Origin of the sequence: Flavobacterium shii (assembly GCF_025847235.1) — a bacterium.
In the GTDB taxonomy this organism is placed as follows: Bacteria; Bacteroidota; Bacteroidia; order Flavobacteriales; family Flavobacteriaceae; genus Flavobacterium; species Flavobacterium shii.
Window position 1 is genome coordinate 158,238 of the sequence record NZ_JAOZEW010000006.1, and the last position, 24,032, is coordinate 182,269.

The window sequence follows — 24,032 nt, forward strand, 5'->3', positions numbered from 1 at the left end:
AAAGAAAGGAACTTCGCTTGTGAATTTTAAATCTCTTTACTATGAAAAAGAATAAAATATCTTTCGAAACCAGCTTTTGGAGAGGATATATGTCAGGAAATCCATTTAAGGCAATTGAAGCCTTTTTTTCCTTTGCAGATCTGGATTATTACAAACAGAATTTAACCGAAGTTCTAGTTTACAGCTATAAGAGAGAAGTCTATGAAGCGAACAATCCCTCCAATGCTTTTGTTTTTTATACTGCTATAAACTCTTTCCTCAAAGTGTGTTACTGCTTGCAACAGAAAGGCAAAAAATGGAAAGTGAAAGCGTCTTTGAACTCTGAAACGGTTTTTCATCTTTCTTCCCTGACGAAGGAAGAATACGATAATCCTTTTATGGTTTTTCAAAAAGCATTTGATGAAAAAACGCTGGAAGAATTTGAATCATTTCTATGTTTAATCCTGGAACTTTCATTATCTCCCTATGCCGGAGATCCTTTCTTTGATCTGGCGACGCCTTACATTCATTTAATAAAAATGCTCGATGCAGTGGAACTAATGAGAGAAAGGGGTATTGAGAAAATCAAGAAAACGGATAAGATTGATTGTGTAACGGAATAAAATATCCTTTTCCCAAACTTTAAAATACGATAGTATGAAAACTTCAACATCAAGTTTCTTTAGGTAATCCGTCTATTGAATTTTATTACTGTCCTTTGGCTGACATCTGCAAAAATAAAGAATCAGAAGATTACAGCCTTAATTTTTTGTGGCAAAAAAAGGGAGCAGCTCCAAAAGTTTATAGTGATAAAAATTTCTCAACTAACTATTATTACATAATTTTGTAATGCATGAAGTACCTAGCTTCTTACTATTATACTATGAGCAATATATTTTCTGACAGCAGCCAAATTGGGATAGTATCTACTTTTTCTGAGCTTGTAGATACCAATTTTAAGGGAGAAATGAATGCGCTATGCTGGTACAGAAATTTAGATGGTGATTTTAATGAGATTGTAACCCAGTTATCTTTAAAAGAAAACGTAACCGAAGTTTATCCTGAAGATTTAATCACACTCCAGCTATCAGAAAAGGGGAATATAGCAAGGGAAATAATCTTAAATGATTTACAATTATTAGCTGATTTTGGAGCTTCGCCCTCTCTTAATTTACTGAAGTGTTATGAGCGTGATGACGAATTAGATTTCATATCCACCGATGTGTATTCGTTTCATGTTGATCGTTCGCCCATTGCAGCAGATACTTTTTTATGTACCTATCACGGGGCGGCAAGTGATATTATTGCTAATTCTCAAGCAGGGCAAAAAATTCTAATTCCAGAAATCCGAGCAAAGCTAAAAGAGTTGTATGATGGATCAGAGGAAGAATTCGAAAACTTTTTGAAGGAAAATTATTTTGATTTGCATTATCAGGTACATCACGATGCAGAACCTATTAATTTAGGAATAGGGCATCTCTGGCGGCTGGCTGTAGATCATCCAAAACAACAAGTGCCGCCTTGTATTCATAGAGCGCCAATAGAAAATGAAGGGGAATATCGGTTGTTGTTGATTTGTTAAGGAAATTGTGGAGATAATGCAGTTGAGGAAAGTTTTTTTAATCCTTGAAAACTGAATTGATTTATGGCTATAAATTAATTTATAAAGAACATATGAAACTAGAAATCTTTGAATACATTGAAATTTTTTACAATAGGAAAAGGAGACACTCATCTTTCAATTATGTAACTGTTGAAGAATTCAACAATCAAATTAAATATAAAATGTAGCTTAATTAAATGTGTGATTTTTGTTTGCATATCCAGATGGGACAGAACCTTTAATAGCGGTGATAATAAAAAAGACATAAAAAAAGTCATTTCGTAAGAAATGGGCTTTTCAGCTAGTGACAGGGACAGGACAAATTTCAACATCATTTTTGGATGATTTGAAGAAATTGGCTTACTATATGTAGTGTCTGTCTTTCATTGGCTTTGTAAATTTGGTTTAGATGTCCTGTTGGGGATTGATATGGTATTATAAAATAAGTAATTAGGATTGGATAATTAGCTTAGGGGAACAACCTGCCTGCTTAAAGGATGCGGATTGCAATAAGTCCCAGTGGATAGGGAGGGAGAGGGTAACCATTTTGCACACTGTACACAACGGTTTACAATTAATCTTTATATTTGATGATGAAATTAATAAAATGAGAGGAAAAACTAAACCGTATGCCTTAATAACTGGTGCCAGCAAAGGCATTGGAAAATCTATTGCTTATGAATTGGCTAAACAGGGTTATCCACTATTGCTTGTTGCAAGAAGTGAAGAGGAATTAAAAGCACTATCTGAAGATCTTCAAGTTAAATACAGCATCAATGCTCCTATTTTATCGATTGATCTTTCGATAAATGGTGCATCGCTAAAAGTAACCAATTGGATAAAAATGAATAACTATCCAGTGGGCTTTTTAGTTAACAATGCTGGTTATGGTGTGTGGGGCGATTTTAGTCAGTCTTCTCTAACCGATCAGCTTGGCATGATGCAACTTAACATGAATGTAGTTGTAGAACTTTCACATTTATTAGTACCCATACTTTTACAAGAAAAACAAGCCTACATTTTAAATATATCAAGTACTGCTGCATATCAAGCTGTACCTACGCTAGCTGTTTATTCGGCTACAAAGTCTTTTGTTTTATCGTTTACCCGTGCCTTGCGTTTCGAACTTGCTCAAACTTCAATTTCAGTAACCTGTTTTAGTCCAGGCCCGGTTGATACTGGTTTTGCTGCAAGAGCTGGTTTAAACGCTTTTAGCAAAATGGCCGAAAAGTTTAATATGCAACCTGATGAAGTTGCAAAAATTGCAGTAAAAGCGATGTTTAACAAAAAATCCGAAGTTATTCCAGGTTTTAAAAATATCATTTCGGTTTATGCCAACCGTATACTACCAAAGGCATTTATCGAAAAAACTGCAGCTGGAATTTATAAAATTTAATTTTTACAAAAAATAAATAAATATTCTTTGTAAAAAGAAAAATTATATTAAGTTTGTATTAAATTCTACTAATTCTATAGAGTATGTCAAATAAAAGAGAAAATAGGCTTAATTTATCTGAAAACCGAATGCACGCCAACATGCGAATGTGCTGTTGCTGTTGTTGTTATTCTATTTTAGATAAAATTAAAAACTATATTATTTCATTTATTAAATCTATATTATCATGGTATCTTCTTATAAAACCTTTACCCTTACGGAGCAATTAACTAATGAGCAAATTGCGTTTTTTAACGAACATGGCTTCATCCATTTCAAAAAATTTATAAATCCGGAAACAGTTTCATCCATCATTGATGCCTCGAAACAAGTAGAGCAAAATTGGATTGAAAACGATCTTCAAAAAGTAAATGGTGTTCCAATAAAATACGGAAAAGATTTAGATGGTTCTCCTATTGTACAACGTTTTGCTTTTATCAATCAACATCATCAAGCCTTAAGCGGTCTTTTACTTGATCCAAGATTTAATGGTTTACTACCATTGGCAGGCGAGGGTGCAAGATTAGGAACTGAAGAAAAAGACGGAATGGTTTTCAATCATTATATCAATGGGCCAGAAAGTAAGTTTACTAAAATGGGCTGGCATACAGATGGTTTGAGAGATATTTTTTATGGTGCAAAATTAAACCCAATGCTAAATGTGGGTATTCACTTAAGCACTTTAAAACCCGAAAACGGTGGCCTTAAAATAATTCCGGGTACTCACAAACAAAGTATTTATCAAATGCTTTTCCGTAAAAAATACTTTTTAGATAATAAAGCCGATCCACAGGAAGTTTCCATTAATCCCGAAGCTGGAGATTTAACCATTCACGATGGCCGTTTGTGGCACAGAGTTGCAGAATCATCTATTAGTGGCGAAGAAAGCAGAAGAAGAGTTATTTACATTCCGATTATAGCTGGAAAGTACGCTCCTAAAAATGAGAATAGCCCAACGGTTTTTTATCAACGTTTTGCAGGTATTGTTAAATAATTATGCTGTTTATTATCGCATTTAGTTATCTGGTTAGATCAGGTAAGCTAAAGAGTACCACAGATTTTTTTAAAAATAGTCAAAGAAAAGTAAAACTAAAAATTATAAAACTAGAATTGGCTATACTATCTGGCTTACAAATATTACGCTATTAATGGGAAAAGAAATACAGATTGAAGATTATAGTGCAATTGCACAAAGAACATTCTCTGACCGTAAGCGAACTAATATTTTAAAAAGAGCAGAACAGTTAACGATTGTATTTTTGCTTCCAAAAGTACCTAAATTCATTTCTCCAAACGTACTCACTTTAATTGGTACGTTTGGTTCTGGATTAATTTTTTTAGCCTTTGTTTTAGGTACTTATTTAACAAGTTGGTATTTGCTTTTCGGTATTATCGGTTTGGTTATAAATTGGTTAGGCGATTCTTTAGATGGAAGATTGGCTTATTATAGAAATATTCCGCGTCGTTGGTATGGTTTTGCACTCGATATTATTGCCGATTGGATTGGTATTGTACTCATAGGCTTTGGCTATTATATTTATGCTAAAAACGGCACACAAGTATTAGCTTTTGCTTTTGTTGCATTGTATGGCTGGTCAATTATCATCAGTCAGTTACGCTACAAAATTACAGATGAATACCGTATAGATTCTGGCTTTGTTGGCCCAACAGAACTTCGATTTATTATTGCTTTAATTTTAATTATAGAAGTTTTGTTTCATGGATCAATTACGTATTTGGCTAGCTTAATCTCTGTTTTATTATTTATAATCAATACTATTGATAGTTTGAAGCTTTTAAAGTTGGGTGATTTAAAAGATAAAAACCAAGGCTGATATGTTCAGTAAAAAATCCATTTTGATTTTTCTACAAGCACAAGTTGCAGCATTTGTAGGTGGTATTACCGATTATGGTTTAATGATTCTATTAACAGAAGTATTTAAACTGCATTTTACCTTTTCTATTTTAATCTCCGGAACCGTTGGCGCCATTATCAATTTCAGCATCAATAGATTTTGGGTATTTAAAAATCAATCCGGTTATAGCAGCCACATCAATAGTCAGCTTTTTAAATTTGCGTTAGTTGTATTGGGAAGCATTTCCTTAAAGTCATTTGGTACGCTTATTTTGCAAAAAGGATTTCTAATCGATTATAGAATCGGAAGATTAATCACAGACAGCTTTGTTTCTTATGGTTTTAATTATCCACTGATTAAATATTGGGTTTTTAGGGTAAAGGAAAAAAGAATGTAATTAAATCAGATTAGTATCAAAATAACCAGTTGCGTGCAATTCGTAGCTTTCTATTTAACAGATAGACCCGAAGCCCAATGCCATTTCGACGCAGGAAACCCGAGCGATAGTGAACAGGCGAAGCAAATCTCCGTAAGTAACTCCGCAACGCAAATCCAATCTTTGTCGAGCTTCTCGTGGAGATTTCTCCTGCGTCGAAATGACAATATTGTGTTTAAACTTTGTGTCTTAGCGACTTTGCGTGATTAATTTTATTTTCTAAAAAGCTTAACTTAATAACATTGGACTTCGGAACTATGTGTTAAAATAATTGCAACCAGCAGGTTGTATAAAAACTTCGTTATGAGAAAATTATCATTTAAATATTTTACAAAATCACTAATCGTTATTACGATCTTAGTAAATATAATTTCAGGAAATCTATTGGCACAATCTAAAAATCCATCGCCATTAAATTTTCCAACGCCCAAGAATATAGATAATATGCTGTTTTACATTCAGCGTGATCCAAATGTAAACACTGCAATTTATACCATAAACTATGACGAAAATGGAAAAATAAACAAAAGCAATCCTATAAAAGCCTATTGGATTCGATATGCTGAGAAAGGGGAGAAGAAAGACTTTAATTATATGCAACGAAAATATGCATACGGAATAGAAAGTAAAACGGTAAATAATGAAGAGTTTGAGCTTCAATTTGTATCGTACAAAAAGCTGCCGTTAACTTTGAAAAAGATAGATTCAGATCAAAAATATCATGTTTTTGTAAGTGTAAATCAGAAAAGAATACAGGTAGAAAAAATATTTGTGCGCATTGAAGGAGGTTCGTTTTGGTTACCAAATGTAAAGTATGCCGAAGTTACCGGAATTGAGACTTCCTCAAATAAAATAATTACGGAGAGAATGTTGTTGAAATAAAATTCCATTTCTAACGAAATGAGATTTTTAATTTCTTTTTTGCTATTTATTTTTTCTAGATTCCATCTCTTTTAAGCAATGATTTTTACAACCTTCATATTGATAGAGATATGGTTTATCCATTCTTATATTAAGTCTATAGAATTCTCTATCGGAATTTTTATAAATAAAATTTTCAAAATTTAAAATGTAATCTCCAGCCAAATCATCGTAGCTTAAAACTGTAAAATCAGGAAGATTTAATAGTTTTAAAAATTCGACTAAATCTATCTCTTCTAAATTATCTAAATCAGTATTTAATCCTTCATATTCTCCAAGAACTTTAATTTTGTTTTCATTTGAAGTAAATCTTGTATTAATATAAAAATTAAATAATTCGTTAAGCGTCATCCCTTCTTTACATATCTTTTGTAATTCTTCAACCGCATAGCGTGATTCATTATTGTATGGAATTATTAAACGCCCATTTTCGTAAAAATGCGGTATTTTATTATCAATTTCTAATTTTTCATTTGCATAAATAATAGTAATATATTGTCCCATTTTCGATTAATTACGTAAACGATAAGTTATAATGTAAAACGAAAATAATACAATTTTGAAGTATTTTAATTATTTTTTATTTTAAGTTTGAATAATGGATACGGATTTACTCAACGAGAGTACGGAAAATCTTTCCGTGCCCTTTCCTATATTAATAAAAACTGGATTTTCTTTTTTTAATTTGTTAAGATATGCTTTGCGGGCACAGATTACAAATTCGCGCGATCGGGTATAGAAAAACAAAAAGAGACAGTATTATGGCTGAAATTGAACAGCAAAAACCAAAAAAGTATTTCAAAAAAATGCTACTAATTTATTATAACTGCATGAAAAAAATATTACTAATATTATTTGCCTTACTGCCTTTAATTAGTTTCTCCCAAAATAGCGAAGCTTTGAGAAAACAAGCCATGCAGTTTTACAATGAAGGAAAATTTAATGAATCTCTTAAAACATTTGATAAAATAAAAGATAAGGAACTTTTACAAAATACCAATATTGGTGTTTGGAAAGAGCATATTGCTTCGATTCTCAATCATAATTTTTCGGAGAAATATAGTATATCCGATAAAGATACCCTGAACATTAAAGTTAGAGTACAAACGGTAAATATTGTATCTGAAGGTGTTTTTAATAGAAAGACAAATAGTTATGTGATTGCACCTATTTACGATTGGATTTTAGCTTTGTGCGATGATAAATTTAATTTTTTTGTGGTCATTAAAAATAATCAGCAAGCACTTCTTGATAAAACTGGAAAAATTGTAATACCATTTAAAAATCAGAAAATTACAACCAGCGAAGATTATTTTACTTATCACAACGGTTTGCAGGGGACGTTAGAATATTTTATCGTAACCGATTTGGACAAAAATTCAAAAACTCAGGAAACCATTAGCATTTATGATTTAAACTGTAAACTGATTTTTGAGTGTTCTTCTGCTATACTGTATAAAAATAACCTGTTATTGGCTAAAAAAGATGGTAGATGGAAATTTATCAATTTAAAAAACAATGAAGTTTTAGTTGATTCTATTGATTCTTATGAAGAAATGTATCCGAATTATGCTGAAGAAAAGGAATCACAATATTTTATTTTACACATCGGCAATCACCTTTCTATTTACCGTCCGCAAACGAACCAATTGATCAAGGATGTTTTTGATTCTTATACAAAAGAAAGTCAGGATGAGAATATTTTGTCAGAGATTATTTTTTGTAAAGAAAATTTTATCGAACCCAAAGAAGTTCCTTTAAAGGATAAAAACAAATATTTAATTGTAAAAAAAGACAGCAAAGCGGGGGTTTATAACTTTAGCAAATTTGAGTATCATACAGAACCTATTTATGATTCGATTTCGAATATGGGAAATACATTTTTAAAAGGTAAGGACTCGAATCTTTTCTTTCCAGAGCCTGTTGTAGAACAAAAAGAATTTTCGAAATACTATATTTTCATTACTAAAAATAAAAATAAGTTTGGCGCTAGACTATTGGATGGGAAAATGCTATTGGATAATGAATATGATGAAATTAAAAGTTTTAGCAGTAATATCTATTACAAAGATGTGTTATTTTATAGGATAAAAAACAAATGGGGATTTACCATTTTGAATAATAAAAAAATAGAAAAACCACAGTATGATTTTGTATGTATAGATTATTCTAAAGCGCAGGATTTACATATTGCAACTTATCGTAACAAAAAAAAGACCCTTTATAAATTGAATGGTGAATTATACCGCGATTTAAAGGACAATAATCCTAAAGAATATGTATCAAGCCAAAATCCGATTGATGGAATGAATGATAGTTACACAGATCGACAATTATTTAAACAAAATAATAAATATGGTATTGCGGATGTTGATGGTAATGAAATTCTAAAGGCTCAATACTCGTATATAGTTCGTGCTAATAAAAATATTTTTTTAGCTGGAAATGATATAAAAGATTCTAAATCGCTTGAAGGTTTGTTGGATATTAATGGAAAAGAAGTTTTACCCATAAAATATGAAAGTATTACTATTTATCCGAGTCCAAACTATAACGAAAAAAGAGAAGAATCCCTTGTCTTTGAAGTAAAAAATAAAGATAATAATTATAGTCTGTATAATAGCAAAGGACAAAGCATTTACCCTTTTGTCATTCAGGATATAATAGAAAGATTGATTATCCGAAATGATTCCATAAAAACATACTATTACATTATTTCTGAAAAAGTAAATCATCAAAACATTACCTATTTTGATAATGGGAGACAAATTTATGATTACAAAATATCCTTGTTGAAAATACAGGGAGACACACTTACCAAGGTATTGGATAACTGCAATAATATCCGAACTGATATCCATAATATTATTCTTGGTTATCAGGATAAATTAGGTCGATACGGATTATACAATCTTCAAAACGGAAAGGATTCGGGAGCAATATTGGCACGTTATACTAATCCACAGCATGATCAAAAATTTATTTTCGCAAACACTGCCGACGAAAAACAAGTGTTTTTTGATACGGATTTGAATATGCATCAAATTCCATATCCAATAGTTTCATATAAAAATAAATTTTTCATCTATAAAGATAAAGACCTGTATGGAGCAATTAACGATAAATTGGAAATCGCCAAGTTTAAGTATCCAGTAGTAGATTATTATTATCAAAATGATAAAGAAAGAAATCAAGTTTCTGAAAATCAAAAGATAATTTTTAGTTTATTTAAGTTTAAGACCGATGCCAAAAGCGATAAATACGGTATAGTCGACTTTGACGGAAAAGTTTTAATGCCGGCAGACAACAAATATGATGAAATCATTTTTCCATTTGAAAATCATAATAGTGTTTGGTGCAACAAAGCAAAAAGAGATGTTATTTTAGAATATGTCAACAAAATATTCATTTGCAAAACCAAAGACAAAGTAGATATTCTAGGCCCAGAAAACAAAAAAATAGTTTCGTTTATAGTGCCTGCCAACTGGAAATTTGATTTTAGTGATATAACCGTCAATCATCATTTGATACTTAGGGACGGTAACACCATTAAGCTGCTGAATTTAAAAACGCAAAAAATAGATTTAGAAACTATAGCAACAAAATTTAGTGACGACATTGATGGAGGTTATTCAGATAGGCAATATGACGATAAAAATCATAGTGTGAAAATGATTAAATATAGTAAATATGGTCGCTTGATTTTTGAAGATTCAAAAACAATGGAGTATTATGATCGTAATTACGATCCTTTTTTACGCACTACACTTTTTATAGTCAAAAGGAATAATAAATATGGGGTAATTGATGCAAACGAAAGCATATTAATACCCTTTGTAAATGATAGCTTATATACGCCGGACAATATCAATTTCATTGCTAAAAGAGGTACTAAATATGGAGTGCTTACCAATAAAAATCAGATGCTTCATGAATTTGTTTACGATGCTATTAAAGATATTGATTTTAACAAAAGATCTATGGAACAACGAAAAGTATTGGTCGTTACAAAAAATAAGAAAAAAGGAATCTTAGATTTTCTGAGCGGTCGCGTAATAATTCCGATAGAACAAGATGATTTAAATTTTTCAGAAACAGAAGGGATCCAAGGCCGGAAGAATAAAACCCGCACAATGTATGGAAGATATGGAGAAAAACAATTTTCAATTGAATGCGATACATTGTATAGAGAAAAAAATCTTCCATATTGGTGTTATACCTTTATAAAAGATGGAAAAAAGGGACGAATTGATTATTATGGAAACCTAATTGATAATGACCGTAATCCGTATGAAATTACCCCTGCAAATCAGGAAAATGATAAAACAAAATCGGAAAATAATAAAGACTATGATGATTATAAAATCCTTGAAAGGACAAATTTCGCTATCGTTTCCAAAGGACAAAAACAAGGAGTGGTAGATTTATCGAATTCCATAATTATTTCACTTATTTATGATGATATCAGATATATAAAGAAGGGATATTTTGAATGTAAACAAGGTAAAAAAGCAGTATTGGTGACACCACAAAATAAAGTGTTTTACGAAATAAAGAATAACGACAATAATTAAAATTATGAAAACAACTCTATTCTGTACCGTTAAACCCGATCGCTCGGATATGCGCAACGATAGTCCGGAAATTTTTTCCGTGCCCGTTCCTATATTAATAAAAACTGGATTTTCTTTTTTTTAATTTGTTAAGATATACTTTGTTGGCATGGATTACAAATCCGCGCGATTGGGTTCAATTTAATGTATTTTTATTTCTTATTATTTTATAATTACATTTTCAATTTGGCTTTTGTTATAATCAAAAATATAGTCAGCCGGCATTGGTACCGCAGAATTTACTTCTGAATTGATTTTAATAATTTTACCAACTCTAATATAAATATTCTTTTTCCAATTTCGAATATAAAATTTAGCATTAATAAGGGTTTGATAATCCTGTTCAACCCGTTTATCTGCTGTAAATTTATAGGTATGACGAAATTGACCCGTTTGTTTCTCTACTAAAATTGGAACATTTCCTTTCAAATAAATAGTTATAGTTGCAGAATCAAGATCATTAAAAATTTCTTTCTTAATATTTTTATCCAGAATTTGTTTTTCAATTTTGTTCATGATCTTTTTATCAGCTTTGCTTTGTGCATACAACGTGCTGCTTAGAAAGGCTAAAAAGAGAAGAATAATCTTTGTTTTCATGTATTTAAAATTTTGAATCTCGCGACTTATAATTAATTTTATTCCCGATAGCTCGGATATGCGCAACGATAACGCGGAAATTCTTTCCGTGCCCATTCCTGTATAAAAACTGTTTTTTCTTTTTTTTAATCTATTAAGATATACTTTGCGGGCACGGATTACAAATCCGCGCGATCGGGTTTAGCAAAGGTGTTAGTTAACTATATTCAGTATTTATTTTTAGTTTAATTTGCTCGACGCAATATTTATATCTTCCATCTAATTTTTCGTTTACTCTTATGATTTTGTTTTCTAAATCAAGGAAAAAACTTATTGGTTGACTTCTTTTTGGAATAGTATTGACGAGATGTATATTCTCAATTAAATATTGCTCATTTTCAATATCGGTTATATTCATAAAGATTTTACAATACAAAAAGCAACCGTCCAAATTTGGATTTTCTATTTGAAGAAATGGATCAGCTAAATCTACAAGGATTTCTTCTTTCCAATTCCAAATTTCAGAGACTAATCTTTCACATTCTGCTTTAGATAAAGTATTTATATGAGAAACTATTATTGGATTATGTCCATAATACCAAGAATCACCTTCAGTATCTGATGCATTACCATCAATGTACAAGTAGAGAGCTTTTATTTTATCCTCTATTTTAGGTATTTCCTCCATACTTTTATTTTTTTTTATTAATTGCCTGATCCATTGTAGTAGCATTGCAGTAGTTGATTTACATTGTTATTATTGAAAAAACAGATCGTTCGCATATGCACAAAGATACTTTCCCTGCCCGTTCTCCATTCTCCGAAGTGTTCTCATGAAAAGCTGCGAAAATGTCCCTAACTTTGCGCAATTTTTTTCTTCGATGGAAATTACAAACCTGATAGAAGTCTCACGACTTTTTACTGTTAGTTCTTATAAATCAGTATTATAATATAGCTTTACAATGGAGCTATCTAAAGTCTCAATATGAAATCCGGAATTCATATTATAATAATCATAAATTGTATATAAACCTTCTAAACTCTCATCTTTATTGTAATGAAAACCTACACTATCTACCTTTAATCCATTATACCATTGATCGTCGGCCTTACCATAGTCTAGACGCCCTATACTACTCAAAATTTGTTGATAATTATCATTATAATAATTTATTAACTCTTTATGGAAATTATTTGTCCAGGAAAAATGCGAGTTTGTATTTTCAATAAAATTAGTGATGTTACTTTCTTTTTCTGCACTAAATTCTACTTCATCATTTAATACTTTTTTGTTTAAGAGTATAACATCGTTGAAGTTTGGTTTTATGCTTATTATTATAAAATTTACTTCCTCATTAAATATAAAGTCGCTTCTCAATAATGGCGGTGGTACATTTCTTTTTTCAGCAGTCCTTAAGTCTCTGAATTCAACTAATTCATAATGTCCCAACTCAAATAAATCTTCAACTTTATTTAATAGGCGTCGCCACTTCCACTGATTTAAATAATTTAATTTGTTTGAAGATATATGGGTTTTGACAAATTTTTCACATTCCCACTTCCAGCCTAATTTGTAGTAAATCTGAGCTAGTAGATAACTTTGATTTTCATCTTTGTTAGATTTTTCAAGTTCGTACATAATATCAAAGAGAGACTCAGCACCCTTTGTGGCTGTATATAGACTTCCTTTCTTATATTTTTGGAAATCTTTTTTTGCTAAATTATATCTGTCGAATATGTCCATAAAATTACAACCAACGTTCTCGCTCTTCTATACGTTTGCAAGTTATGAAAACGTGTATTTCCGGCCTGAACGAAAATACGATAAAAAACGGTAATTCAACTAAATTCGCAAATGTTAATAAACGTGTTAGCAGAGACAAAGGGTTTATATTTGGACTATTTGACAAACTGAAGAATGGGCTTAATTTATTCCAAAACTGAATCTAGTACCAAGACGTTAGTATTAATAGCTAAAAAAAGGAGAATTTAATAACCTAACACAGCAATATATCTTCTAGAAATTATTTATTGATCAATTTCTCAAGCCTAATCATCATCTCATCTTTCTCTTTCAACATACGCTCGTACAATGCAATTTTTTCTTCGTGAAGTGAAATTAACTTTTCAATTGGATGAATATTAATTGTTCCGTAATTAAATGAATTACTGAAAGCGTGTTCTCCAAAAGTATTAGAAATAATATTGATCGCTTGCTCTTCATCAAAATTCTGAAAAGCTTCAACAGGAATTTTTAATACAGCCGAAATTTGTTTCAGCAGATTGTCTTCAATTACATCTTTCTGCTCCAGCATAGAAATTTTCTTTTGGTTCCAGTCTTCGCCCAGATCATAAGCTAATGCTTCCTGCTTTATATTAAGCATTTCTCTAAAACGTTTTACATTTCTTCCCTGATGTATTTTCTGTTCCATAACGAATATTAATTTTTTCTAAAGGCTTAAAGATAAAGCCATTTTTTGAATTAAAACCCTGCGTTTCAAAAATTAAAAAAAAATCCCATTTCGTAAGAAATGGGATTTTAATTCTGTGACCTCGACTGGATTCAAACCAGTAACCTCTTGAGCCGTAATCAAGTGCGCTATTCAGTTGCGCCACGAGGCCTTTTTTAGTTTTCAATTAGCTTATTTTTTGTAGCTTTGTTGAGCACTTATTGCGGGTGCAAAGATAGAAACAAATGTGAGATATACAAGCGAAAAACAACAGAAAAAGTAAAAAAAATGCAAATAAAAAATTACATCCGTGATATTCAGGACTTTCCAAAAGAAGGAATTTTGTTTAAAGACATCACTCCATTGCTAAATGACCCAATTGCAAGGGAAGAATCGCTAAAAATTTTGTTGGATTCTTTAAAAGGACAAAAAATTGATAAAGTAGTTGGGGCAGAAAGTCGTGGTTTTTTCTTCGGAATGTTACTTGCCGACAAATTAAATGCAGGTTTTGTGCCTGTAAGGAAACCAAAAAAGCTTCCTTTTAAAACTATTTCGGCTTCTTATGACTTAGAATATGGTACCGATTCATTAGAAATGCATATCGATGCTATTAAAAAAGGAGATCGTGTATTGATTCATGATGATGTTTTGGCCACAGGAGGAACTGCTAAGGCTCTTTGTGATTTGGTTAATGAATTGGGTGGCGAAATTGTGCAATGTAATTTTTTAATGGAGCTTTCTTTTTTAAATGGGAGAGAAAAAATAAATGAAAATCCTATTTTTGCTGCTATAACATATTAGATTCGTATATATCATAGCGTTGATAAATGCAATCATCTAAATTTTAAATTGATTAAATGAAACTACTGTATTCTTTTATATTATTGGTATTATTATCTGCTTGCAAAGAGAAGAAAGAAATTGATTCTAATATTATTCCTCAAAAAACAGAAGTAGGTTCCAATGATTCTGTTAGTAAATCAAATCTAGAAGTTGCTACAAGCTTAATTAGACCGAAGGAGGAGTTAAAAAGACAAAAGATATACTCGGATATAGCTGAGTTTGTTGAATACGATGAAATGGGCGAATTTCCATTATTTATTGTAAAAAAGAACAATGAGATAATTTCGTTAGCAACAAATTTAGAGAAAGATCCAAAATACACCAGAGGTGATATATTCGAAATGAAATGGAAAATCGATAGTCTTATGGTTGGAGGAGAAGAAGGAGTAAGTTTTACAGAATGGCTTGTTGATGCCAAGAAGATAAAAGATGGCAGTGTGAGTCTTTTTAGAAAAAAATATAAAAAACCAATAAAATATTATTGGGGCGGAGAAGAGGATACCTATACAACCGAATACAAGGACTATCTATATACTTTGGTAGAGTATTACCTAGCTAATTCTAAGGTAGAACTTGTAAAAGTTACTATTAAAAATCCAGATGCTAATTTAATTTATTCAATAGAAGATGGCGAAAAAGAAGGACGTTCCTATACAGTTTTAGGGATTTCTAATGATTTTGAGCATCATACAAACATAATTCAATGGTTATATGTAGATAGATTGACCAAAGAATTATATGAATACGATTTGGCAAGTGATAAATTGATAAAATTTAATTAAAAGGATTCAAGATTATCCAAGGTAATTAAACAAAGACGATTTTGTTTTTTATGGCATATAAAACTAAGCCTATTCGAGTTTTGATTTCAAGTTTGTCAAATAAGCATTCCCGGTAACCATCAATTGTTTTTGGGCTCAGACACATTTCTGAGGCAATTTGTTTATACGTCTTTTCGGTGCAGGCGTGTTTTATAAAAATGATTTCTTTATCTTTTAAATTGATTTTTGAGGAATCACAATTTACTTTTTTTACTAACATTCCCGATACTAATTCGGTATAGTAAAAACCTTTTTCGATAACAGATATCATCCCATCTTTAAAAATTTCGGGCGAAGTATCTTTGAGTAAATAACCTTTGGCGCCGTTGGCTAGCATTTTTATAATAATTTCTTCATCATCATTTACAGATAATGCTATAACTTTAAGATTAGGTCTGTTTTCTTTAATCCATTTCATAGTACTTACACCGTCCAGAACAGGCATATTAACATCTAATAAAATTAAATCAATTTCCGAATCTATATTTTCCTGTAAGTATGAAATGAAGACTTTTCCATTTTCAAAGCGATTTATTACTTCAAAATCTTTAAAACTATTGATTAAAAGCTCTAGTGATTGGGAAAATAAGAGATGATCATCTACAATAATAATTTTGTTTTTAGGTTTCATCGGGTTTAGTTAAGGGGTATTCCAGGGTTATAGTTGTTCCAGTTGTCTCAGATTTTATAATTAATGTTGCTCCAATTAATTTGGCTCTTAATCTCATGTTGTTTGATCCTATTCCTGAATTTGTTTTGAGCGGATCATAACCAATTCCAAAATCTTTAAATTCCAATAAAAAAAAAGTTTCGGTTGTTGTAATATTTACTTCAAACAAATCACTGTGTGAATATTTTAAACTATTGTGTAATGCTTCTTGAAATATTCTATAAATAAACAAATCATGTTCTTTGTTGATCTGAGGGATTTCCCCCAAGAGGGTATATTTATATTGAATTTTTTTTAGCTTTTTTATTCGTTCCAAATCTTGTTTTATGGCTTCGATGAAGTTGCTTTGCAGTAAATTATCTTTATTAATGATTCGGGATAAAATCCTGATTTCATCTAGTGATTTTGCTAATATTTCCTTGAGATCACTTAACTCATTTTGGTTAATTGCTTTTCCGCTGTCGATATACATATTAAGTTGCATAATCCCAACAGATACTATTTGACCTATATTGTCATGTAGTTCTTTACTAATCTCACAAAGAGTCTGGTCTTTAATTTCGAGTCTGGTTTTTATTAATTCAGATTGAAAATAAAGTTCAGATTCCATTTTTTCAACCAGATAACTGTTTTTCTTCTTCAAAAAATAAAAGAAAATAACAAGTAAAATGATTAGTAAAGTTAAGAAAACAATACCTAATGAAATGACTAATAATTGTATTTCTTTTCGCTCCATACAAATCCAATAATATAGCAACTATGCGATAGGAAATTTAGAATAAACAATACCAAACTAAAAATCGATTCGTCTTGTTTGATTAAAAACCACTTAATTGCAAGCATGAAAGGTAAAAATGGTACATGAAAGACTAATATCCCTAAGATGTACCAAAAAAAAACAGACTTTTTAAATTTTAATATTTTGTCAGAATTGAATATTTCTACTAAGTATAGGCAAGATAATATCATGACTAACAGAACGCCAACAGCAAAACTGTAAATAAATGACTTATTAATATTCTCTTTGAAATATAGAATATTTAGAAAATAAGAGATTATAAATAAGGTTAAAAACAGTGTTGCAGCTACTTTGTTATTGTGTTTTAATAATAGGCTTTTAAGGAGTAATATATAGGCTGAAAAGCTAACAAATATGTAAAAATTATAGACATAATAATTTAATAAACCTGTCCATTGCGTGAAGTAATAGCCTACTATTTCTGTTACTATCGAAAACCAAATTAAAACGAGTATAGATTTAGCTTTTTTACCAGGAAGTTTATTCAGTGAAAACACACCTACAGTCCCTGATAATAAAGCTAAATAAATGATATAAAACCTTAAAAAAGCAAACATGATTTTTAGTATACTAAGCTAGGTGGTCTTCCTATGTTTCCATAGTTCATGGGAGAAAGACTTTGGATGTCGCTAGGAGTTTCTTCTTCAACGAGAGCAAAAGTTTGGATTTTTGCTGTAGTCGTATTTGTTTGTGTTTTTTTTCCAGTAGGAACCAAAAATAAAGTTGTTAATCCAGCTTTTTCTCCATGTTTTTTATCATCTGGATAAACTCCAAAATAAAAACGAATACCATCAACAGCATAACCATCTTCTGTTCCTTTGGTTTTTATATAATGAATGTAATTTTCCAGTTCTTCTAGTGAATACCAAATTGCATTTGCATCTTCTTTCTGAGTTGTTTTGGCAGTTGTTGAGCGAGTTTTCTTTTTATTGTAATTCAAATTTAGCTCTTTGGCAAATTCTTTAGTAATTAACTGACTTGGTTGGGCGGGTGGGTTTTTCATGATTCTTAAATTTAATTAGGTGAAGAGTTGGTTTGTACTATTTTTTCTCAAAATTATTTTAATCGCATCATAATAACAAGGGTGAATTCCCCTTTTTTTTATTATACAAATTTATTTAAAAATAATGTAATGTGTTGTTTTTTAATTAATTATAATTAATTTTATAATGATTATTTTGGAAATTAACAAGATGATCGAAATAGCGTAACTACTATTAGCAATAATTAAATTTATCAAATCCTAATAATTCCCCGGTAACAGATATCGGTTTACCAATGTAATTCTAGTATTACCCAAAGCATTCTAGGATTCCAAAAGATCCTGACAGAAGATTCAAAATTTACTATACAGTTTTTTAAATGCGAATGAGGGGCATTAACTGTAATTAACTTTTAATTTCATCAAGAATAATTAAAAATAAAAATTATGAGAACTATAAAATTGGGTGTAAAATCAAGTGAAGTTTATTATTTAAATGAACTTCTTGCAAAATTGAACTACAGCGTTGTTGTTTCTGATTATTTTGGAGTAGAAACAGATAAAGCTGTTAAAGATTTTCAATTGAAGAATAATTTGGTTGTAGATGGTGTTGTTGGCTTGAAAACATGGACTACACTTATTGAAAAAGGTAAAGCAGGATTATCATCGAATAGTAAATTGCTCTCGGAGAAGAATCTCATTGATTTTTCAAATAATTATGATCTTGAATTGGCAGTTGTTAAGGCGGTTAACGAAGTCGAAAGCGGAGGGATGGGATTTCTTGTAGATGGACGCCCTAAAATTTTATTTGAAGGACATATCTTCTGGAAAGAACTTGAAAAAAGAAAAATAAATCCCAGTACTTATGTAAATGCTAATACTCTGGATATTTTGTTTAAAAATTACACAAGAAAATTCTACTTGGGTGGTACGGCAGAATACACACGCTTAGAAAAAGCAATTAATTTGAGTCCTGATAAAAATTTCAGTGATGCTGCAAAATGTTCTACATCTTGGAATTTGTATCAAATTATGGGGTTTAATGCGATTCCTATTGGATATCAAAATGTAGATGAATATGTAGAAAAAATGTATTTAAACGAAGGAGAGAGTTTAAAGTCTTTTGGTATGTTCTTGAAAAAAAATAAGCTAATTGGTTTTTTAAGAAACAAGAAATGGGCAGATTTTGCTTCGAAATATAACGGACCAGCTTACAAAACGAATAAATATGATGAGAAATTAATGAAAGCTTATGCAAAGTTTAGCTCTTAATATTAAAATTTTAAGTATTGAAAAAAATAAAACCCGATAGTTTTAAAAAGCTATCGGGTTTGAAATTTATAGTAAAATAAGTTTATCGTAAGGTTGCACCAAGTTCAGTTTCGAAAGTTTGTTGCAATTTACCCATAATCTTATCTATTTGAGCGTCGGTAAGCGTTTTTGTGTTATCCTGAATGGTAAAACTCAATGCATATGACTTCTTGCCTTCAGGAAGGTTTTTGCCTTCGTATACGTCAAATAAATTCACATCTTTTAATAGTGATTTCTCTGTTTGCTTAGCAAGATTGTAAATACTATCATAAGTTATGTTTTGATCCAGTAATAAAGCTAAATCTCTACGTACTTCTGGGTATTTTGGAATTTCGGTATATTTTATTTTACCTGTAATTATTTTTAAAATTAAATCCCAGTTAAAATCAGCATAAAAAACTTCTTGTTTGATACCAAATTGCTTTAAGATTGATTTTTTTACAAGACCTACTTCTACAAGAGTATCATGTCCGTAACCGATTGCAGTTCCTTCAGAAAATACATCTGACTGAGTTGGAATATTAAGGATTTTATCAATTCCTAATCGGGTAATTATGCCTTTTACATATCCTTTTAATAAAAAGAAGTCTGTAGCTTGTTGTCCATTCGTCCAGGTTTCTTTATTTCTGTTTCCAGTAATAAATAGGGTTAGATGTTTATGTTCTTCGTAACCGTTTAGGTATTTATGGTATGATTTTCCAAATTCAAATAATTTTAAATCCGAATTTTTTCTATTAATATTGTAAGAAATCGCTTCTAATCCAGAGAATAATAATGACTGACGCATAACGGCCAAATCGCTACTTAATGGGTTTAATATCGTAACATTATGCTCTTCTTTTAATAAATTAGAAAGTTTTACATAAGCAGGAGTTGTTAGTGAATTAGCCATCATTTCATGAAACCCTTGTGAGTTTAATTGTGCAGCTATACTATTTTGTACCTTATAATCTTCTGTTCTTGGAGAGTTGGAAACTGTCGCGTTGAATTTTTTCGAAAAATTAATATTGTTGTATCCGTAAACTCTAAGAATTTCTTCAATAACATCTATCTCACGTTGTACATCTACACGGTATGCAGGAATCGTTAATCCTAAACCAGCTTCAGAAACACTATTAACTTTAATATCCAGCGATACTAATATTTTTTTGATAGTATCTTTAGGAATTTCTTGTCCAATGATTTTTGATACATGGCAAAAATTTAAGAAAACAGAGAAATCCTCAATTTTCTTTTGATAGATTTCTACAATATCAGATGTTATTTCTCCTCCGGCAATTTCTTTAATCAACAATGCAGCACGTTTCAATGCATATACTGTAATTGTTGGGTCAATACCTCTTTCAAATCTAAAAGATGCATCGGTATTTAATTGATGTCTCTTAGCAGATTTACGAACACTTACAGGATTAAAATAAGCACTTTCTAAGAATATAGAAGTAGTACTTTCGGTTACACCAGATTTTTTTCCTCCAAAAACTCCAGCAATACACAATGGTCCTTTCTCATCGCATATCATTAAATCTTCTTGGTGCAATGTTCTTTCAACATCGTCCAGCGTTACAAATTTAGTCCCGGCAGGAAGCGTTTTTACAATAATCTTTCCATTGATTTTACTAGCATCGAATGCATGTAAGGGTTGTCCTAATTCATGTAAAACATAGTTTGTAACATCAACAATATTATTTTTAGGAGTTATTCCAATAGCTTTTAATCTGTTTTGTAACCAAGCAGGAGATTCTGCAATAGTAATTCCAGATATAGTAACTCCACAGTATCTAGGAGCCAATGCAGGTTGTTCTACGGTAACATCTATTTTTAATGTTCGCATATCAACTCTAAAATTACTTACCGATGGAGTAATCAACTCTACATTTACTCCGCTTTGTAATAATCCGGCGCGTAAATCACGTGCAGTACCAAGATGACTCATTGCATCAGCACGGTTTGGAGTTAATCCTATTTCGAAAACTTCATCATTTTCTATTTGAAAAACTTCAGCGGCAGGAGTTCCGGGAACCAAAGCTTCGTCTAAAACCATAATTCCATCATGACCGGTTCCAAGACCTAATTCGTCTTCGGCACAAATCATCCCGTGACTTTCCTGACCACGTATTTTTCCTTTTTTAATGGTAAAAGCTTCACCGCTTTTATCGTATAATACGGTACCAATAGTGGCTACAGGTACTTTTTGTCCAGCAGCAACATTGGCAGCACCACACACTATTTGCACAGGATGTTCTAATCCAAGATCTACAGTTGTAATTTTTAAACGATCTGCATCAGGATGTTGTACACAGGTAAGTACATGTCCTACAACAATGCCTTCTAATCCGCCTTTTATCGATTGGTATTTTTCAACCACTTCCACTTCAAGACCTAAGTCAGTAAGCAAAGCAGATGTTTCGTCGGATTTCCAGTCTATTTTAATGAATTGTTTTAACCAGTTGTAAGATATTTTCATTTGAGTAATATTATTCTTGAATAAGTTTACAAATATAAGGATTGCACATTGGAGTAGGAAACAATTTATTTGGTTTTTTATAGCTGTTTTTCTTTTGGTGAAAACCTTTTAATTTTGAGTATTCTTTATTTTTTGTGGTAATATTTTGCTAATAAAGTATTAAAGTTTACTTATAAAAGAGAATGTGCGTTTTTTGTGCTATTAGATGAATGAATTGTGCTATTCTTTATAAAAGAATGAAACTAAATTTGAAATGAATCAAAAAAATAATATTTTATGAGTACTCTAGCAAAAAGACCTGATTTTAAGGCAAAATACGATAATTACATTGGTGGAAAATTTGTAGCACCAATAAAAGGAGAATATTTTGATGTAGTTTCTCCAATAGACGGAAAAGTCTTTACACAAGCAGCCCATTCTGGTAAAGAAGATATAGAATTGGCTGTTGATGCAGCATACGAAGCGTTTAAAACCTGGGGTAAGACCTCGGTAACAGAACGTAGTATTTTATTAAATAAAATTGCTCAGAAAATAGAAGATAATCTAGAGTACATTGCGACTGTAGAAACGATTGATAACGGAAAGCCGATACGTGAAACCCTTGCTGCCGATATCCCTTTGGCGATAGACCATTTTAGGTATTTTGCAAGTGTAATTCGTGCCGAAGAAAGCTCGATTATGGAGTTGGATTCACAAACAGTTTCAATAGCTTTAAGTGAACCATTAGGAGTTGTTGCTCAGATTATACCTTGGAATTTCCCAATTTTAATGGCTGTCTGGAAAATAGCACCAGCTCTTGCAGCAGGAAATACAATCGTTTTAAAACCTGCCGAAAGTACACCGATTTCTATATTGGTATTAATGGAGCTTGTAGGAGATATTCTTCCTCCAGGAGTTTTAAATATTGTAAATGGTTTTGGTGCCGAACTTGGTCGTCCATTGGTTACAAATAAAAAAGTTTCTAAAGCAGCATTTACAGGTTCTACAACAACAGGACGTTTAGTAATGCAATATGCTACCGAAAATATTATTCCAGTAACGCTTGAACTAGGAGGGAAATCTCCTAATATATTCTTCCCGTCGATTGCAGATCACGACGATGATTTCTTTGATAAAGCTATAGAAGGAGCTGTTTTATTTGCCTTGAACCAAGGAGAAATTTGTACTTGCCCATCTAGATTATTGGTTCATGAAGATATTTATGATAAGTTCATTAAAAGAGTAATCGAAAGAACCGAAGCGATTATTTCGGGAAATCCATTGGATAAAACAACTATGATTGGGGCACAGACTTCGATTGTTCAAAAAGAGAAAATTCTTTCTTATATAAAATTAGGAAAAGAAGAAGGTGCAGAATTGCTTACCGGTGGTAGTGAGAATAATTTGGGTGGAGATCTGGAAGGGGGTTACTACATTAAACCCACATTGTTTAAAGGAAATAACAAAATGAGAATTTTTCAAGAAGAAATTTTTGGGCCAGTTCTAGCTGTGACCACTTTTAAAACTACCGAAGAAGCTATTGCTATTGCAAATGACACAATGTACGGTTTAGGCGCAGGAGTCTGGACACGTGATGCGCACGAAATTTATCAGGTTCCAAGAGCAATTCAGGCAGGTCGTGTATGGATAAATCAATACCATTCGTATCCTGCAGGAGCACCGTTTGGAGGTTACAAACAATCAGGAATTGGACGTGAAAATCACAAAATGATGCTAGGACAATACCGTCAGACCAAAAACATGCTGATCTCTTATGATAAAAAGAGATTAGGTTTCTTTTAATAAGAGTATAAAATTAAGAACAGCCAGTCGTAAACTGGCTGTTCTTAATTAATCAATTAAAGTATTGCTTTTTTAAATATAAAAATCATGATAAAAAGAATTAATGCATCAGAAAAGGCTATAGAATTGATAAAAATATTAAAAGAAAAACACGGTGATTTAATGTTTTATCAAGCTGGTGGATGCTGTGAAGGAACGCAACCACAATGTTTTGAAAAAGGTGGTTTTTATCAAAGAATGGGAGACGTATGTATTGGTACATTAGAAGATACCGAATTTTGGGTAGACAAAGATTTATTCGAATATTGGAAACATGCTCATTTTACTCTAAATGTAATCGATGCTTTTGGTGTAGGAGGATTCTCCTTGGAAACACCATTAAAAAAGACATTCCAAATAGAATATAGAATTTTTACCGAAGACGAAGAGAAAGATTTGGAACCGATTAAGGTTATTGAATGAAAAGGGGACAAAGGTCTCTTGTAGTAGCA

General features: G+C 31.2%; 23 protein-coding genes and 1 tRNA gene. 14 read left to right on the forward strand and 10 right to left on the reverse strand.

The genetic code is table 11. From position 1 onward, the window contains the following. Positions 1–41: 41 nt before the first annotated feature. From OIU83_RS08100 to OIU83_RS08135, 8 genes are all read left to right on the forward strand, one after another. Entirely contained in the window at positions 42–602 is a 561-nt protein-coding gene (locus OIU83_RS08100; protein ID WP_264205746.1) for a hypothetical protein, read from the forward strand. Positions 603–862: 260 nt separating this feature from the next. Next, positions 863–1,561, forward strand: coding sequence for a DUF1826 domain-containing protein (locus tag OIU83_RS08105; RefSeq protein WP_264205784.1), 699 nt, complete (start codon positions 863–865; stop codon positions 1,559–1,561). Positions 1,562–1,605: 44 nt separating this feature from the next. Then, a complete protein-coding gene (locus OIU83_RS08110) occupies positions 1,606–1,770 on the forward strand; it encodes an IS3 family transposase (RefSeq protein ID WP_404827668.1) in 165 nt (54 codons plus the stop codon). 419 nt (positions 1,771–2,189) lie between these two features. After that, positions 2,190–2,978, forward strand: coding sequence for an SDR family NAD(P)-dependent oxidoreductase (locus OIU83_RS08115; protein ID WP_264205747.1), 789 nt, complete (start codon positions 2,190–2,192; stop codon positions 2,976–2,978). Between the two features lie 226 nt (positions 2,979–3,204). Next, positions 3,205–4,011, forward strand: coding sequence for a phytanoyl-CoA dioxygenase family protein (locus OIU83_RS08120; RefSeq protein WP_264205748.1), 807 nt, complete (start codon positions 3,205–3,207; stop codon positions 4,009–4,011). Positions 4,012–4,165: 154 nt separating this feature from the next. After that, complete coding sequence (locus OIU83_RS08125; protein WP_264205749.1) at positions 4,166–4,852, forward strand: CDP-alcohol phosphatidyltransferase family protein; 687 nt, start codon at positions 4,166–4,168, stop codon at positions 4,850–4,852. A gap of 1 nt (position 4,853) precedes the next feature. After that, positions 4,854–5,270: a GtrA family protein gene (locus OIU83_RS08130; RefSeq protein WP_264205750.1), complete on the forward strand. Its 417-nt coding sequence runs from the start codon at positions 4,854–4,856 to the stop codon at positions 5,268–5,270. A gap of 342 nt (positions 5,271–5,612) precedes the next feature. Next, entirely contained in the window at positions 5,613–6,191 is a 579-nt protein-coding gene (locus OIU83_RS08135) for a DUF4833 domain-containing protein (protein ID WP_264205751.1), read from the forward strand. 42 nt (positions 6,192–6,233) lie between these two features. Here the strand turns inward: OIU83_RS08135 and OIU83_RS08140 are convergent, their stop codons facing one another. After that, entirely contained in the window at positions 6,234–6,734 is a 501-nt protein-coding gene (locus OIU83_RS08140) for a hypothetical protein (RefSeq protein ID WP_264205752.1), read from the reverse strand. Between the two features lie 326 nt (positions 6,735–7,060). Between OIU83_RS08140 and OIU83_RS08145 the strand changes: the two genes are divergently transcribed. Further along, positions 7,061–10,804 carry a WG repeat-containing protein gene (locus OIU83_RS08145; RefSeq protein ID WP_264205753.1) on the forward strand — a complete coding sequence of 1,248 codons (3,744 nt, stop codon included), beginning with the start codon at positions 7,061–7,063 and terminating at the stop codon, positions 10,802–10,804. 201 nt (positions 10,805–11,005) lie between these two features. Here the strand turns inward: OIU83_RS08145 and OIU83_RS08150 are convergent, their stop codons facing one another. The 5 genes from OIU83_RS08150 to OIU83_RS08170 all read right to left on the reverse strand — a co-directional run bounded on the left by OIU83_RS08150 (position 11,006) and on the right by OIU83_RS08170 (position 14,041). Beyond that, positions 11,006–11,440 carry a hypothetical protein gene (locus OIU83_RS08150; protein WP_264205754.1) on the reverse strand — a complete coding sequence of 145 codons (435 nt, stop codon included), beginning with the start codon at positions 11,438–11,440 and terminating at the stop codon, positions 11,006–11,008. Positions 11,441–11,636: 196 nt separating this feature from the next. Next, positions 11,637–12,107, reverse strand: coding sequence for a hypothetical protein (locus OIU83_RS08155; protein WP_264205755.1), 471 nt, complete (start codon positions 12,105–12,107; stop codon positions 11,637–11,639). A gap of 243 nt (positions 12,108–12,350) precedes the next feature. After that, positions 12,351–13,163 (reverse strand): hypothetical protein, encoded by an 813-nt coding sequence (locus OIU83_RS08160; RefSeq protein ID WP_264205756.1) that lies wholly within the window; start codon positions 13,161–13,163, stop codon positions 12,351–12,353. Between the two features lie 280 nt (positions 13,164–13,443). Further along, on the reverse strand, positions 13,444–13,851 hold the full coding sequence (locus tag OIU83_RS08165) for a helix-turn-helix domain-containing protein (protein ID WP_264205757.1): 408 nt from the start codon (positions 13,849–13,851) through the stop codon (positions 13,444–13,446). Positions 13,852–13,967: 116 nt separating this feature from the next. Further along, positions 13,968–14,041, reverse strand: a tRNA-Arg gene (locus tag OIU83_RS08170). A gap of 116 nt (positions 14,042–14,157) precedes the next feature. Here OIU83_RS08170 and OIU83_RS08175 point away from each other — a divergent pair. Then, a complete protein-coding gene (locus tag OIU83_RS08175) occupies positions 14,158–14,670 on the forward strand; it encodes an adenine phosphoribosyltransferase (RefSeq protein ID WP_264205758.1) in 513 nt (170 codons plus the stop codon). Between the two features lie 56 nt (positions 14,671–14,726). Continuing rightward, complete coding sequence (locus tag OIU83_RS08180; RefSeq protein WP_264205759.1) at positions 14,727–15,494, forward strand: hypothetical protein; 768 nt, start codon at positions 14,727–14,729, stop codon at positions 15,492–15,494. Between the two features lie 25 nt (positions 15,495–15,519). Here the strand turns inward: OIU83_RS08180 and OIU83_RS08185 are convergent, their stop codons facing one another. From OIU83_RS08185 to OIU83_RS08195, 3 genes are all read right to left on the reverse strand, one after another. Then, positions 15,520–16,164 carry a response regulator transcription factor gene (locus OIU83_RS08185; protein ID WP_264205760.1) on the reverse strand — a complete coding sequence of 215 codons (645 nt, stop codon included), beginning with the start codon at positions 16,162–16,164 and terminating at the stop codon, positions 15,520–15,522. Continuing rightward, the gene (locus tag OIU83_RS08190) at positions 16,154–16,813 is read right to left on the reverse strand and encodes a sensor histidine kinase (RefSeq protein ID WP_264205761.1); all 660 of its coding nucleotides are present in this window, start codon (positions 16,811–16,813) and stop codon (positions 16,154–16,156) included. Before OIU83_RS08190 ends, OIU83_RS08185 begins: the two co-directional genes overlap by 11 nt. 751 nt (positions 16,814–17,564) lie before the next feature. Then, positions 17,565–18,005 carry a hypothetical protein gene (locus tag OIU83_RS08195; RefSeq protein WP_264205762.1) on the reverse strand — a complete coding sequence of 147 codons (441 nt, stop codon included), beginning with the start codon at positions 18,003–18,005 and terminating at the stop codon, positions 17,565–17,567. Between the two features lie 426 nt (positions 18,006–18,431). Between OIU83_RS08195 and OIU83_RS08200 the strand changes: the two genes are divergently transcribed. Continuing rightward, on the forward strand, positions 18,432–19,256 hold the full coding sequence (locus OIU83_RS08200; RefSeq protein ID WP_264205763.1) for an N-acetylmuramidase family protein: 825 nt from the start codon (positions 18,432–18,434) through the stop codon (positions 19,254–19,256). 82 nt (positions 19,257–19,338) lie between these two features. On the opposite strand, the gene pheT is transcribed toward OIU83_RS08200, so the two are convergent. After that, entirely contained in the window at positions 19,339–21,759 is a 2,421-nt protein-coding gene (pheT, locus tag OIU83_RS08205; RefSeq protein ID WP_264205764.1) for a phenylalanine--tRNA ligase subunit beta, read from the reverse strand. Positions 21,760–22,035: 276 nt separating this feature from the next. On the opposite strand from pheT, the gene OIU83_RS08210 reads away from it, so the two are divergent. Together OIU83_RS08210 and OIU83_RS08215 are read left to right on the forward strand one after the other, a co-directional pair. After that, positions 22,036–23,541, forward strand: coding sequence for an aldehyde dehydrogenase family protein (locus tag OIU83_RS08210; protein ID WP_264205765.1), 1,506 nt, complete (start codon positions 22,036–22,038; stop codon positions 23,539–23,541). Between the two features lie 87 nt (positions 23,542–23,628). Further along, positions 23,629–24,003 carry a DUF779 domain-containing protein gene (locus OIU83_RS08215; protein WP_264205766.1) on the forward strand — a complete coding sequence of 125 codons (375 nt, stop codon included), beginning with the start codon at positions 23,629–23,631 and terminating at the stop codon, positions 24,001–24,003. The last annotated feature ends 29 nt before the right edge of the window (positions 24,004–24,032 follow it).

Coding starts and splice junctions, on each gene's coding strand:
- OIU83_RS08145 (WP_264205753.1), top strand. CDS start 7,061: ATGAAAAAAATATTACTAATATTATTTGCCTTACTGCCTTTAATTAGT.
- OIU83_RS08190 (WP_264205761.1), bottom strand. CDS start 16,813: ATGGAATCTGAACTTTATTTTCAATCTGAATTAATAAAAACCAGACTC.
- OIU83_RS08135 (WP_264205751.1), top strand. CDS start 5,613: ATGAGAAAATTATCATTTAAATATTTTACAAAATCACTAATCGTTATT.
- OIU83_RS08180 (WP_264205759.1), top strand. CDS start 14,727: ATGAAACTACTGTATTCTTTTATATTATTGGTATTATTATCTGCTTGC.
- pheT (WP_264205764.1), bottom strand. CDS start 21,759: ATGAAAATATCTTACAACTGGTTAAAACAATTCATTAAAATAGACTGG.
- OIU83_RS08130 (WP_264205750.1), top strand. CDS start 4,854: ATGTTCAGTAAAAAATCCATTTTGATTTTTCTACAAGCACAAGTTGCA.
- OIU83_RS08105 (WP_264205784.1), top strand. CDS start 863: ATGAGCAATATATTTTCTGACAGCAGCCAAATTGGGATAGTATCTACT.
- OIU83_RS08115 (WP_264205747.1), top strand. CDS start 2,190: ATGAGAGGAAAAACTAAACCGTATGCCTTAATAACTGGTGCCAGCAAA.
- OIU83_RS08185 (WP_264205760.1), bottom strand. CDS start 16,164: ATGAAACCTAAAAACAAAATTATTATTGTAGATGATCATCTCTTATTT.
- OIU83_RS08160 (WP_264205756.1), bottom strand. CDS start 13,163: ATGGACATATTCGACAGATATAATTTAGCAAAAAAAGATTTCCAAAAA.
- OIU83_RS08120 (WP_264205748.1), top strand. CDS start 3,205: ATGGTATCTTCTTATAAAACCTTTACCCTTACGGAGCAATTAACTAAT.
- OIU83_RS08125 (WP_264205749.1), top strand. CDS start 4,166: ATGGGAAAAGAAATACAGATTGAAGATTATAGTGCAATTGCACAAAGA.
- OIU83_RS08175 (WP_264205758.1), top strand. CDS start 14,158: ATGCAAATAAAAAATTACATCCGTGATATTCAGGACTTTCCAAAAGAA.
- OIU83_RS08210 (WP_264205765.1), top strand. CDS start 22,036: ATGAGTACTCTAGCAAAAAGACCTGATTTTAAGGCAAAATACGATAAT.
- OIU83_RS08100 (WP_264205746.1), top strand. CDS start 42: ATGAAAAAGAATAAAATATCTTTCGAAACCAGCTTTTGGAGAGGATAT.
- OIU83_RS08140 (WP_264205752.1), bottom strand. CDS start 6,734: ATGGGACAATATATTACTATTATTTATGCAAATGAAAAATTAGAAATT.
- OIU83_RS08150 (WP_264205754.1), bottom strand. CDS start 11,440: ATGAAAACAAAGATTATTCTTCTCTTTTTAGCCTTTCTAAGCAGCACG.
- OIU83_RS08155 (WP_264205755.1), bottom strand. CDS start 12,107: ATGGAGGAAATACCTAAAATAGAGGATAAAATAAAAGCTCTCTACTTG.
- OIU83_RS08215 (WP_264205766.1), top strand. CDS start 23,629: ATGATAAAAAGAATTAATGCATCAGAAAAGGCTATAGAATTGATAAAA.
- OIU83_RS08165 (WP_264205757.1), bottom strand. CDS start 13,851: ATGGAACAGAAAATACATCAGGGAAGAAATGTAAAACGTTTTAGAGAA.
- OIU83_RS08195 (WP_264205762.1), bottom strand. CDS start 18,005: ATGAAAAACCCACCCGCCCAACCAAGTCAGTTAATTACTAAAGAATTT.
- OIU83_RS08200 (WP_264205763.1), top strand. CDS start 18,432: ATGAGAACTATAAAATTGGGTGTAAAATCAAGTGAAGTTTATTATTTA.